We start from the raw sequence: 13225 nt of genomic DNA, 5'->3' as shown, positions 1-13225 counted from the left end.
ACGCCCATCTGCAAATTACGCCAGTAATTCCTTCGCCGCTTCTAATGATTTCACATCATTAACCGCCTGAGCGGAAAGCTCTTTCACAATGCGGCCGGTTAAACCCGTTAATACTTTGCCCGGGCCCATTTCGATCAACACCTCAATGCCCTGTGCCGCCATTTTTTCGACGGTTTCCGTCCAGCGTACCGGGCTGTAAAGTTGGCGAACTAATGCGGTACGAATCGCATCCGCGCCGTTTTCGGTTTTCACATCGACGTTATTGATCACCGCAATTGACGGCGCTTTTACCGCAACGCTTTCCAACGAAACGGCAAGTTGATCCGCCGCCGGTTTCATTAAGGCGCAATGAGACGGCACACTAACCGATAACGGCAGTGCACGTTTCGCACCGGCTTCTTTACAAGCTGCCGCCGCACGTTCCACCGCATCTTTACTGCCCGCGATAACAACTTGTCCCGGCGAATTAAAGTTTACGGCAGAAACCACTTCGCCTTGTTCTGCGGTTTTACAGGCATTAATGATAGTTTCATTGTCCAGACCAATAATGGCATACATCGCACCCGCGCCTTCCGGTACAGCTTGCTGCATTAATTTGCCGCGCAATTCTACTAATTGAATGGCGTCTTCGAAATCAATCACTCCGGCACAAACTAACGCCGAATACTCGCCCAGACTATGACCCGCCATGACTTCCGGTTTTAAATCCGGATATTGTTGTTGCCAAACGCGGTAAATCGCCACGGAGGCGGCCAAAAGTGCGGGCTGAGTTTGCCATGTTTTGTTTAATTCTTCCGCCGGGCCTTGTTGCGTTAACGCCCATAAATCATAACCCAATACATCCGACGCTTGTTTAAAGGTTTCAGTCACAACCGGAAATTGTTCTGCCAGTTCGGCTAACATACCGACGGATTGAGATCCCTGTCCGGGAAATACCATTGAAAATTTTTTCATTTTGTATCCTTTTTAATGCTGAAATGGTGCGTGCCTTCACACGTTAAACCGCACCAATATAAAGATCCGCTGATTTAGAAACGTACTAAGGCCGATCCCCAAGTCCAGCCGCCGCCAAAAGCTTCTAATAATAACAACTGACCGCGTCGGATTCTTCCGTCGCGCACCGCTTCGTCTAAGGAAATCGGCACGGAAGCCGCACTGGTATTGGCATATTTATCCAATGTCACCACGGCTTGTTCAAGCGTCATATCCAATTTTTTCACAGTTGCGGAGATAATTCGCAAATTAGCCTGATGAGGAACCAGCCAATCTATATCTTTTTTATCTAAATTATTGGCTACCAGTGTTTCCTCCACGACATTTGCCAATTCACGCACGGCTAATTTGAAGGTTTCATTACCTTGCATTGAGATATAACCCGATTTCTCGTCATCACGCTGCGCGTGAGGAAGCACCAACACGTCATGTTTATCAGCGGTAGCATGCAAATGAGTAGAAATAATGCCCTCTTCTTCGCTGGCTTCTAAAATTACCGCACCGGCACCGTCGCCAAATAAAATTACAGTACTACGGTCGGTCTCGTCAAGATTACGAGAGTTTAGATCCGAACCGATAACCAGCGCTTTTTTCACCTTTCCCGCACGAATGAATTGATCCGCAACGCTTAACGCGTAAACAAATCCCGTACAAGCGGCCGCCAAATCAAAAGAAATAGCATCATCAATATTAAGCATACCTTGAATCTGGCAAGCCGCGCTCGGATACGCATGAGAGCTGCTGGTCGTACCCACTATGACAAGTTCGATCTCATTCGGATCAATTTTGGCGGTTTTCAATGCTTTCTTCGCCGCTTCAAACCCCATGGTGGCGACAGTCTCATGCTCTGCGGCAAGACGACGCTCACGAATCCCCGAACGGGTAACAATCCATTCGTCGGAAGTCTCGACCATCTTTTCCAAATCGGCATTAGTACGAACTCGGGTCGGTAAATAACTACCGGTTGCTAAAATTCTGCTATTCATAACATTCTCGTTATTACAATTATTTTATTTATTTAAACCATCTAAAATTTTTTGCGGAATTTGTTGACGCACTTGTAATGCGGCATCTTTAATCGCGTTAGTGAAGGCATTGATATTGGCGCTACCGTGACTTTTCACCACGACTGAGGTTAATCCGATTAAAGACGCACCGTTATATTGCTCCGGATTAATACTGCGTAGCCGTTGATAACTTTCCCGAAACAGGATTTTCATTAACCAACCGAACAGTGGTTTCAGCAGGTCATTACGGGAACGACCTTTTAATAATCCGATCACATTTTGCGCCGCACCTTCCAGGGTTTTTAACGCCACATTACCGGCGAACCCGTCGCTGACAATCACATCGGCTACGCCGTTCAACAAATAATTGCCTTCAATGAATCCGACATAGTTAAGTGCGGTATTTTTTTTAATCATTTCTGAGGCTTCACGGATGGATTTATATCCCTTAATCGCTTCCACCCCGATATTAAGTAATGCTACCCGAGGAAAAACCAAGTTTAACCGATTCTCGGCAAAAATAGCACCCATCAGCGCAAATTGGTACAGATTTTCCGCATCGCAATCAATATTTGCCCCCAAGTCGAGCATCACTGAGTGATTGCCATCCATAGTAGGTAATACTGAAACTAAAGCAGGACGCTGAATTCCTTTTAGCGGCTGCAAAATCACTTTTGCCAATCCCATTAATGCGCCGGTATTTCCGCCACTCGCACAACCTTGTGCTTCCCCACGCTGTACGGCTTCAATCGCCAAACGCATAGAGGTACCTTTGCTATGACGTAAAGCGTCGGTAACGGATTGATTATTCTCTATCGTATGGGAAACATGACGAATCACCAAACGTTCTCTGATATTTGGTGAAATTTTATCGGAAGCTTTATCTAGCTCTGGCTGGATTTGCCGGCTATCGCCGAACAAAAGCAAAGACAGCATCGGATCATCATCCAACGCTTTTAAGGATGCTGGGATAGTAATACGGGGACCAATGTCCCCGCCCATCACATCTAACGCAAGGGTTAGACGACTCAAGTGAATACCTTAATGAAAAGGAATTACTTGTTGATTACTTTACGACCACGGTAGTAACCGTCAGCAGTAACATGGTGACGCAAATGAGTTTCGCCACTCGCTTTATCTACTGATACTGCAGCGGTAGTTAACGCATCATGTGAACGACGCATATCACGACGTGAACGAGATTTTTTGTTTTGTTGAACAGCCATTGGCCATACTCCTAAATTAATTTACTTTTGCTTTAAATTAGCTAATACAGCGAACGGGTTCGGTTTTTTTGCCAATTCTTCAGGCAATTTGCCAAAAACCTGTTCGTGCGCGGACACTTCACAGTGTTCAGATGAATGCATCGGTACAAGAGGCAAACATAATATTAGTTCGTCTTCAATCGTACCAATTAAATCTATTTCCCCGAATTCATTGAACTCAATAGGTTCATAAATCTCTGGCAACTCATCAATCTTATCTAAATTAGATACCGGACTGTAACAGAAATCACATTCCAGCTTTTGAACGAAAGGAGAATTACAGCGCTGACATTCTAATTCTACGTCAACTTCCGCATGCCCTTTCATTACCACCAATTTTTGCGGATCAATGAAAAACGATAATGTCACCTGTGCATCGCTGAGCACTTTTCCTACTGATTCCGCCAGACGACCAAGCTGATTCGCGGCATAATAACCGACATAATCTAATCTGCGCTGAGCGTCTTTAACCGGATCAACAGTTAAGGGTAGTCTTACCTTTTGCATAGGGCGTGAATATTACCTTGTGAGTCAGAAATAGTCAAAGGGAAATTCTCACTTTTGGCCAATCAATCTACAAATGGTGCCCCCAGCTGGGTTTGAACCAGCGACCAAACGATTATGAGTCGTCTGCTCTGACCGCTGAGCTATGGGGGCGGTTGAATACGGATTCAAAAGTGCGGTCGATTATAGAGAAATATTGACGTGAAGTCTAGAAAAGTTCGGATAATTCCGTTAAAAAACCGAATACCCGACACTAACGGCACATTCCGATTGCCGCCGGCTCCGGCTTATCGAAACCGACGACTAAAAAACAGATTTCTTAAGCACGGATTTCGGCAAAACTCTAACACTTTTCCTTTGTTCGTTTTTTACCGTAACGCTTATAAAATCCATTTCACGATTTGATCGGCTTTTACGCGAGAGAATCGCTTAAGCAAACGCTGAACGGCGTGCGGATATTGTTCCATTTGTTCCAATTCGGAATAATGTTTTACCTCGCTCGTATGCTGACGAATTTCATTTAACTCCGCTTGTACCTGCGCTTGTAACACCCGTTTAGGATCCTGAATCAACAAACCGTTTTCAGCATCCAAACGCCATGCGCGCGGGTTCAAATTATTGCCGGTCAGTAAAATGTATTCGTCATCCACCCAAATACCTTTTAAATGATAGGAATTATCGCCGTCTTTCCATAAACGTACCGTTAACCGTCCGCTTGTCAAATCCTGCTCGAATTTCTTACAAAAAGCGCGCAAATTGCGTTCGTATAAATAAGGTAAAGCGCCCGCCATACGGAATTGCTGGCTTGGCGGAATATAAAAATCGTTCGCAGTTTTATCGCCGACAATAATTTCCACTTTCTTACCGTCGTTTAACAAATCCCGGATTTTCACTTGTAAGGTGCGCGGGAAATTAAAATACGGCGTACAAATCGTCAGCCGTTCCTGAACTAAAACGAATAAATCCTGAATTGTGCGATTCAACACATTGTACTTTGTGCCCAGCCCGAATAAAGGAGCAATCATCAATTCTTCGCCGTATACCGCCGTATTTGAGGGCTCAACCCTATATTGCGCCAATTTCAGCTGCTTACGAAACGCCTTAATCTGAGATTTAATTTCCCGCGTTTTAGGCCGGCCGGCGTCGTCTAGCGCATAAACGGAATCAGCATTCAGAAAATATTGCCGAATAAACCGAACCAACGAATCCGCCAAAGGGCCATTTTTAATTTTTTGATAGCGATCGTAACGATATTTGCCGAGCTGATTCAGATATACGTTATTAATACTGGCACCGCTGTAAAGAACGGTATCGTCGAACACGAAACCTTTAATGTGCAGCACGCCGAAAACTTCGCGTCCGTTCACCGGCACGCCGAAAAACATGGCGTCATTTCCGTGTTTAGCGCGTTCTTCGCTGTACCAATCCGCATTCGTGATGCCTTTTGCTTCGCCCAGCAAATTACGCTGAGCCCGATGCCAATCCACTAAAATTTTGACATCCAAATCCGGATTATTGGCTTTCGCCTGATAAATTTCCGCCAAAATCTGCTGACCGGCTTCATCCAGCTGCCAGTAAAGTGCGGTCACATAAATACGAGTTTTCGCGCCGCGAATTAACTCAATAATGGTCTGTTTAAATTGATCCGCACTATGCAGAAACTCAATATCCTCCGCCGCTTGCGGAATATAGGAAAGGCTGCGCAGGTGCTGTTTTGCTCGATTGATCCGATTAATAAACATAGTATTCTTCTTTGTTCACGCCATAATTGCGCTTTTAATTAATGGGTTAGTTTACAATATTTTTGCTATAATGCCTAAAATTTTTGACCTTACAGGACAGCAAATGAGCAACTTCCAGAAACCTAAATTTCAAGCCGCTACCGGAGAACACCGCTTTAAAGAACGTTCCGTCGGCGAACGACGTTCACCGCGTTCATCCGCTCGAATGACGGAAAACCAGCCGAATCGCCGTCGCGAAAATACCGATTTCGATCAAAAACTCGACAAAAATCGACCGCACTTTTCTCCGAAATCAAGTGGCAAACGTGATGAAAATCGCACGCCGCGCACGCCGGAATTCACATTACAAGTGACCGAAACCCAATTAGGCAAGGTGAAAGTGGTGACCAAATCTACCGGCGTCAGCGCTCAGCCCAAAGAGAAAAAAACCGGTCCGCTTTCGCCTCGTGCGCCGGAAAAAATCAAGAAAAACCGGGCGGAAGAAATGAAGGTATTCGGTGAAAACGCCTGTTTTACCTTGTTTGCGCAACGTCCGGAAAGTATTGTTCGCGTGTGGACGACGGTGGAAACCGCGCATAAAACCGGCGAAATGTTCAGCTATCTGGCGGCGAATAAAAAAGTGTATCACGTGGTTGATCGGGATGAATTGGAACGGGTCAGCGGGACGGAACATCACGGCGGCATTTGTATGCTGGTGAAAAAACGCCATCCGTTCACCTTGAAAGGTTATCTGGATATCACGCGCCGGCAAGATGTTGTCGTGCTACTCGACAACGTACGCAATCCGCAAAATATCGGCGGAATTCTGCGCACTTGCGCGGTGTACGGCGTAAAAGCGTTGATTACCGCCGAGCCGGAATTGATTCAATCCGCCAACGCCATGCGGGTTGCCGAAGGCGGGGCGGAATTTGTCAATATTCTGCAAACGAACGATACGGAACAGGCTCTGTCGCAATTACGCCAAGCGGGTTATCAAGTGATTTATACCAGCACCGACAAACGGGCAAAAAGCCTGAATAAACTATTATGGACGAAAAAAACCGTATTCGTATTAAGCGAAAGCGATGTCTCCGGCTTTGCCAAAAACGACGACGAAGTAGTAAATTTGAGCACCGCCAATCCGCTAAAAACCGGCTTAAACGTGGCGGTTACCGCAGGCGTGTTACTGGCAAGCCGGGCCAAATAATACAAAAAATAAAAACGGGAACTCAGGTTCCCGTTTTGCATTGCGCCGTCAACATTTAAAAGAACGTTGCCCACAAAGCGGAAATCGGCATGGCGATAAATAATGCCGGCAACATATTGCCCGCCTGAAAATTCTTCATTCCGCAGATGCGAAAACCTGTCGCCACCATCAACACCCCGCCGGTTGCGGCAAAATCCGCCCGCATTTCCGGCGTAATCAAGGGAATCAAAAACGTTGCGCTGAACGCCAGAATCAGTTGCACCGCAATTTGCGGTACAAACAGCGTAGAAACCGAAATGCCTAACGTGGTGGCAAAAATAATGGCGGTGAAAAAATCCAGAAAAGCTTTCACAATCAAAATGCTTTCGTCTCCGGTAATGCCTTCGTTCATCGCTCCGAAAATCCCCGTTCCGCTGAAAGACAGCAAAATCAGCAGGCTCACAAATTTTTGCAAAAATTCTTCATGAAAATGATGACTGTCGTTCGCCGGGAAAATGCGTTCCACAATTCCCTTTGCGCCCGTCGCCAAACGATTAATGCCGCTTTCCAACAAAAGTAATTCGCCGATAATGGTACCAAGCAACACGGAAAGCACCATGGCCGGCATGCTGTGTACTTTCGCCACCATGGAAATGCCCATTGCCATGGAACACAATCCGAATAACAAGGTTAAATTGAACCGCAACCGTTCCGGCACTCGACCGCCCAACACGGCGCCCAATACCCCGCCCAACACGATGGCGCCCGCATTAATAAAAGGACCAACAACCATAAAAACTCCGTTAATCAAAAAAAGTGCGGTCAAAAATTCAAACGTTTTTGACCGCACTTGTATTCTACGCCGATTTTTCAGGAATGAAAACGCTATTGAATTTTGAAACTGATCGGCACGCTAAGGGCGCTGCTCATGCCGGCCGGTTTCGGCCCCACTGATTTCGCCGCATTCACCGCAGCCACAGCGGAATTGTCCAAATCTTCGCTACCGGAAGATTTCACAATATGCGCACCGCTGACGGAACCGTCGTTTCCGATGGAAAACGCGACCACCACCACGCCTTGTTTTCGCATCATACGAGCGCGCTGGGAATATTTTTTATGCCGTTCGATTTCGCGACGAATGCGGGATTTATATTCCGCCACTTCCGACGAACTCGCTCCGCTGCCGGTTAAATTCGCGTTATTGCTGTTGGTATTGGCGGAAATTGCCGTCGCCTTCGAATTTACATTGGCATTGCCCGCCTGAACACGATCCGCCGCAACAGCCTTCGGTGACGGATTCGGTGTCACTTTTGCCACCGCTTTAGCCGGTTTTTTCACCGCTTCTTTCGGTTTTTCCGGCGGTTTTTCCTTCGCTTTCTCTTTCGGCTTCTCTTTTGCTTTTTCCGGTTTCGGTTTTAATGTCGGATCCGCTACCGTTTCTTTTTTCTCAGGCTCCGCTTCCGCCTTTTTTACCGGTTCGGGTTCCGCCGGCGGACGGCTTTCCACCGTCGTCGCCATCAGCATTTCCATAGAAATGTTAGTGGCAATTTCCTCCGCACTTCGCCCGTTGGCGCTTTCATCTTGCTTAAATGCCGCAAACAACGCCGCCGCCAGCCCGGCGTGGAAAACCGCCGAACCTATAAATCCCAGCCAAGAATTGCCTTTCATTTACTGACCTTTATCTTTCATTGTCACAATGGCGACATTCTTGATGTTATTTTTTGCCATCAAATCGGTAATCGAAACGAAATTCCGGAATGAAGATTCCGCATCCACTTTTAACGTCACTTTCTGATCTTTATCCCAACCGGCGATTTCCTTTTCTAACTCGGCCTGTTCTATCGGTTTATCGTTGAAGAAAATTTTACCTTCCGCATTCACGGTTAATAATTTCGCCAAATCGTCCGATTTGAACGCCACCGTTTGCGACGCTTTCGGGACATTCACCTGAATTTTGCCCTGAGAAATAAAAGAGGCCGTAATCAGTACGATAGCCAGCAACACCAACATGATGTCGATAAACGGGATGATGTTGATTTCGTCAAATTTTTTCATCGCCGGACTCCGCTATGCGCCGATATTTTTGGTGCTGTTTAACGCTTTCCATTTCAAACGCTGTACATCCACTTTGCGTCCCAATGCGCTGTAAAACACCATGGACGGAATCGCGACCAGAATCCCTACCGCCGTAGCTTTCAGCGCCAAAGACAAATGCAGCATAATGGCGGCAGCGTCAATATCGGCCGCGGACGTGCCCAAATCATAGAAAGTTAATAAAATCCCGATAACGGTTCCCAACAAACCGATATAAGGCGCGTTGGCGCCGATGGTGGAAACGATGGTTAAATGGCGGGTTAAATCAATATCCAAAGAGTGAATATTGCTATAAGTGCCGACTTTGACTTTGCTTAAGAAGATAAAACGTTCAATCACAAACCATAACATAATAAAGCTCATCAAACCTAACAAGCCGAGGATGATGTAATCACTGTAATTTTTGAGAAATTCGAATAATGCCGGCATGAGAAACCCTTTAAGATAAATAAAAATTATCTAATTGATAATCAGTTTCAATTAGATTGGGAATTTTAACAAAGTTCGACAAAAGCGTAAACCGCTCAATCGACGAATTTCATGAAATCAATCAAAATGCCTCGGAAAACTGCGGACGGAAAAATCAAATACTGCGAAACGGCTAAAAGTGCGGTAGAATTTTCATGAGTTTTTTTGAACGAAACAAGAGAATCGAATGAAAGTTTTAGGTATTGAAACCTCCTGCGATGAAACGGGCGTCGCCATTTACGACACGGAACGGGGCTTAATCGCCGACCAGCTTTATACTCAAATTGCGTTGCACGCGGATTATGGCGGCGTCGTGCCGGAATTGGCGTCGCGCGATCATATCCGTAAAACCGCGCCTCTCATCCGAGCCGCGCTGAAAGAAGCCAATCTTACCGCCGAGGAAATTGACGGCATTGCCTATACCGCCGGGCCGGGATTAGTGGGCGCATTACTCGTGGGCGCGACCATTGCCCGCTCGCTGGCGTATGCCTGGAATGTGCCGGCGGTGGGCGTACACCACATGGAAGGACATTTGCTGGCTCCGATGTTAGAATCGCCCGAAAATCGCCCGCACTTTCCTTTCGTCGCGTTGCTGGTTTCCGGCGGACACACGCAGCTTGTTCGGGTTGACGGCGTAGGAAAATACGAATTACTGGGCGAAAGCATTGACGATGCCGCCGGTGAAGCCTTTGACAAAACGGCAAAATTGTTAGGATTGGATTATCCGGGCGGTGCCGCGCTTTCCCGCTTGGCGGAAAAAGGTTCAGCCGGGCGTTTTGTCTTTCCGAAACCGATGACCGACCGTCCGGGTTTGGATTTCAGTTTTTCCGGTTTAAAAACGGCGGCGGCCAATACGATTCACCAGGCAATCAAACAGGAAGGCGAACTGACGGAACAAACCAAAGCGGATATTGCCTGCGCATTCCAGACCGCCGTGGTGGAAACCCTGGCAATCAAATGTAAACGGGCTTTACAACAGACCAGCTACAAAACGCTGGTTGTGGCCGGCGGCGTCAGCGCCAATAAACAGTTGCGACAGGGACTTGCGCAATTAACGGGTTCATTGGGCGGCAAGACGTTCTACCCTTCTCCGCAATTCTGTACCGATAACGGCGCCATGATTGCTTACGTAGGGCATTTACGTTTGCAGGCGGGCGAAACTTCCGGCCTGGAAATTGATGTTAAACCTCGCTGGATGATGACTGATTTACCTGCGTTAGCATAATTTCCCGTTCTCACCGATAACGAATCATGATTTGCACCCATCAGCCGCTCGTTATCGGTTTCTTCTATTTAACATAAAATATTTTCATTTTTCCCTTGAAATCCGAAATTCCGCTCTCACTTAGTTAAACGTGAACGCAATATTCAATCTTTTCAGGAGAGCAAACATGAACATTGATAAATTTACCACCAAATTTCAACAGGCGTTAGGCGAAGCGCAATCGCTGGCGCTGGGAAAAGACAATCAGTTTATAGAACCGGTCCATTTATTGACCGCACTTTTGAACCAGCAAGACGGTTCCGTCGCACCGATTTTAACGGCAAGCGGCGCTAATGTCGCAATGTTGCGCAGCGAATTAAATGCGGAAATTAACAAACTACCGCAGGTTTCCGGCAACGGCGGGGACGTGCAGATTTCCCGTCAGCTGGTGAATTTACTGAATCTGTGTGACAAAATCGCACAGCGTCAAAATGACAAATTTATTTCCAGCGAAATATTCTTACTCGCCGTATTCGAAGAAAAAGGCAGCCTAGCGGAATTATTACGCAAGTGCGGAACGAAAAAAGAAAATTTAGAGGCCGCCATTAAACAGGTGCGCGGAGGACAAAGCGTGAACGATCAAAATGCAGAAGACAGCCGTCAGGCTCTTGAAAAATATACTATCGACTTAACCGCACGGGCGGAAAGCGGAAAACTCGACCCGGTAATCGGTCGTGACGATGAAATTCGTCGCGCGATTCAGGTATTGCAACGCCGGACCAAAAATAACCCGGTGTTAATCGGTGAACCTGGCGTCGGTAAAACCGCTATCGTGGAAGGATTAGCGCAACGTATCGTCAACGGCGAAGTGCCGGAAGGGTTAAAAGGCAAACGGGTTCTTTCCCTGGATATGGGCGCGTTAATCGCCGGTGCGAAATACCGCGGCGAATTCGAAGAACGTTTAAAAGCGGTGTTGAAAGAACTGGCGCAGGAAGAAGGTAAAGTCATTTTATTCATCGACGAAATCCATACTATGGTCGGCGCCGGTAAAACCGACGGTGCGATGGATGCGGGCAACCTGCTGAAACCGTCTCTGGCGCGCGGCGAATTGCATTGTGTCGGCGCCACAACCTTAGACGAATACCGCCAATACATTGAAAAAGATGCGGCGTTGGAACGTCGTTTTCAAAAAGTATTTGTCGGCGAACCGAGCGTGGAGGACACCATTGCGATTTTGCGCGGCTTGCAGGAACGTTACGAATTGCACCATCACGTGGAAATTACCGACCCGGCGATTGTAGCGGCGGCAACCCTTTCCCATCGTTATATTTCCGATCGTCAGTTGCCGGATAAAGCCATCGACTTAATCGACGAAGCGGCGTCCAGTATCCGAATGGAAATCGACAGTAAACCGTTGCCGCTGGATAAATTGGAACGCCGTATTATCCAGTTAAAACTGGAACAACAGGCGTTGAAGAAAGAAGACGACGAAGCCAGCCGCAAGCGTTTGGAAATGCTGGAAAAAGAACTGACGGAAAAAGAACGCGAATACGCCGAACTGGAAGAAGTATGGAAGAGCGAAAAAGCCGCCCTTTCCGGTACCCAGCATATTAAAGAAGAATTGGAAAATGCGCGTACCAAATTGGAACAGGCGCGCCGTGCCGGCGATTTAAACAAAATGTCCGAATTGCAATACGGCACTATTCCGGCCTTGGAAAAACAACTGGCCGATGCGGATAAATCCGAAGGCAAGGAAATGAAGCTGTTACGTTATCGCGTTACCGACGAAGAAATCGCCGAAGTGCTTTCACGCGCTACCGGCATTCCGGTCGCCCGAATGATGGAAGGCGAAAAAGAAAAACTTCTGCGCATGGAACAGGAATTACACAAACGCGTAGTAGGACAAACCGAAGCGGTAGAAGCGGTGGCGAATGCCATTCGCCGCAGCCGTGCGGGCTTATCCGATCCGAACCGTCCGATTGGTTCCTTCCTGTTCTTAGGGCCGACCGGGGTGGGTAAAACCGAACTTTGTAAAACCTTGGCCAACTTTATGTTTGACGACGAAAACGCCATGGTGCGGATTGACATGTCCGAGTTTATGGAAAAACACAGCGTATCGCGTTTAGTGGGTGCGCCTCCGGGTTATGTCGGTTATGAAGAAGGCGGTTATTTGACCGAAGCCGTCCGCCGCCGTCCGTATTCCGTCATCTTATTGGATGAAGTGGAAAAAGCCCATCACGACGTGTTCAATATTTTATTGCAAGTCTTGGATGACGGACGCTTAACCGACGGACAGGGGCGTACGGTCGATTTCCGCAATACAGTGGTGATTATGACCTCTAACCTGGGTTCCGATCTCATTCAGGAAAACCGCGGCTTAGGTTACGAAGGCATGAAAGAAATCGTGATGTCGGTGGTGGGACAACATTTCCGTCCTGAATTCATCAACCGTATCGACGAAACGGTGGTATTCCATCCGTTAGCCAAAGAAAACATCAAAGCCATTGCGCAAATTCAATTGGCTCGCTTGGCGAAACGTATGGCGGAACACGGTTATCAGATCACCTTCAGCGATGCGGCATTGGACTTCATCAGCGAAGTGGGTTACGACCCGATTTACGGCGCGCGTCCGTTAAAACGGGCAATCCAGCAGGAAATTGAAAATCCGTTAGCCAACGAAATCCTGTCCGGTAAATTATTACCGAGCAAACCGGTCACGGTGGATTATCAAGACGGCAAAATTGCGGCAAAACAATAAGCCGTCAAAAAACAGTGATAAAACG

13 protein-coding genes and 1 tRNA gene are annotated in these 13225 nt (G+C 47.2%); 3 read left to right on the top strand and 11 right to left on the bottom strand.

Annotated elements, in window-relative coordinates; genetic code table 11:
• Window positions 1–15: 15 nt before the first annotated feature.
• The 7 genes from fabD to pssA all read right to left on the bottom strand — a co-directional run bounded on the left by fabD (window position 16) and on the right by pssA (window position 5511).
• The gene (gene fabD / locus P7M01_RS03195) at window positions 16–954 is read right to left on the bottom strand and encodes an ACP S-malonyltransferase (protein WP_317482984.1); all 939 of its coding nucleotides are present in this window, start codon (window positions 952–954) and stop codon (window positions 16–18) included.
• A gap of 74 nt (window positions 955–1028) precedes the next feature.
• Window positions 1029–1979, bottom strand: coding sequence for a beta-ketoacyl-ACP synthase III (locus tag P7M01_RS03190; protein WP_317480614.1), 951 nt, complete (start codon window positions 1977–1979; stop codon window positions 1029–1031).
• A 24-nt stretch (window positions 1980–2003) separates the two neighbouring features.
• Entirely contained in the window at window positions 2004–3032 is a 1029-nt protein-coding gene (gene plsX / locus P7M01_RS03185) for a phosphate acyltransferase PlsX (protein WP_202936869.1), read from the bottom strand.
• A 23-nt stretch (window positions 3033–3055) separates the two neighbouring features.
• On the bottom strand, window positions 3056–3226 hold the full coding sequence (rpmF, locus tag P7M01_RS03180; RefSeq protein ID WP_005544470.1) for a 50S ribosomal protein L32: 171 nt from the start codon (window positions 3224–3226) through the stop codon (window positions 3056–3058).
• 21 nt (window positions 3227–3247) lie between these two features.
• Complete coding sequence (gene yceD / locus P7M01_RS03175; RefSeq protein WP_317478898.1) at window positions 3248–3772, bottom strand: 23S rRNA accumulation protein YceD; 525 nt, start codon at window positions 3770–3772, stop codon at window positions 3248–3250.
• 74 nt (window positions 3773–3846) lie between these two features.
• Window positions 3847–3922: transfer RNA gene (locus P7M01_RS03170), tRNA-Ile, on the bottom strand.
• A gap of 227 nt (window positions 3923–4149) precedes the next feature.
• Window positions 4150–5511: a CDP-diacylglycerol--serine O-phosphatidyltransferase gene (gene pssA, locus P7M01_RS03165; RefSeq protein WP_317482983.1), complete on the bottom strand. Its 1362-nt coding sequence runs from the start codon at window positions 5509–5511 to the stop codon at window positions 4150–4152.
• A gap of 103 nt (window positions 5512–5614) precedes the next feature.
• Here pssA and P7M01_RS03160 point away from each other — a divergent pair, with 103 nt between their 5' ends.
• Window positions 5615–6697, top strand: coding sequence for a TrmH family RNA methyltransferase (locus tag P7M01_RS03160; protein ID WP_317482982.1), 1083 nt, complete (start codon window positions 5615–5617; stop codon window positions 6695–6697).
• A gap of 55 nt (window positions 6698–6752) precedes the next feature.
• Here the strand turns inward: P7M01_RS03160 and P7M01_RS03155 are convergent, their stop codons facing one another.
• The 4 genes from P7M01_RS03155 to exbB form a co-directional block, all read right to left on the bottom strand.
• The gene (locus tag P7M01_RS03155) at window positions 6753–7469 is read right to left on the bottom strand and encodes a DUF554 domain-containing protein (RefSeq protein ID WP_317482981.1); all 717 of its coding nucleotides are present in this window, start codon (window positions 7467–7469) and stop codon (window positions 6753–6755) included.
• Between the two features lie 92 nt (window positions 7470–7561).
• Window positions 7562–8344, bottom strand: coding sequence for an energy transducer TonB (locus tag P7M01_RS03150; RefSeq protein WP_317482980.1), 783 nt, complete (start codon window positions 8342–8344; stop codon window positions 7562–7564).
• Window positions 8345–8731 (bottom strand): TonB system transport protein ExbD, encoded by a 387-nt coding sequence (gene exbD, locus P7M01_RS03145; protein ID WP_317482979.1) that lies wholly within the window; start codon window positions 8729–8731, stop codon window positions 8345–8347.
• A gap of 12 nt (window positions 8732–8743) precedes the next feature.
• Window positions 8744–9199, bottom strand: coding sequence for a TonB-system energizer ExbB (gene exbB, locus P7M01_RS03140; RefSeq protein ID WP_202936862.1), 456 nt, complete (start codon window positions 9197–9199; stop codon window positions 8744–8746).
• Between the two features lie 226 nt (window positions 9200–9425).
• Here exbB and tsaD point away from each other — a divergent pair, with 226 nt between their 5' ends.
• The gene (gene tsaD, locus P7M01_RS03135; RefSeq protein ID WP_317480618.1) at window positions 9426–10463 is read left to right on the top strand and encodes a tRNA (adenosine(37)-N6)-threonylcarbamoyltransferase complex transferase subunit TsaD; all 1038 of its coding nucleotides are present in this window, start codon (window positions 9426–9428) and stop codon (window positions 10461–10463) included.
• 166 nt (window positions 10464–10629) lie between these two features.
• On the top strand, window positions 10630–13200 hold the full coding sequence (gene clpB / locus P7M01_RS03130) for an ATP-dependent chaperone ClpB (protein ID WP_317475615.1): 2571 nt from the start codon (window positions 10630–10632) through the stop codon (window positions 13198–13200).
• Window positions 13201–13225: the final 25 nt, after the last annotated feature.

The organism is Exercitatus varius (genome assembly GCF_029577735.1).
GTDB classification, from domain to species: Bacteria; Pseudomonadota; Gammaproteobacteria; order Enterobacterales; family Pasteurellaceae; genus Exercitatus; species Exercitatus varius.
The sequence above is the reverse complement of the archived record's forward strand: the minus strand, read 5'-3'. Positions and strand labels throughout refer to the sequence as shown.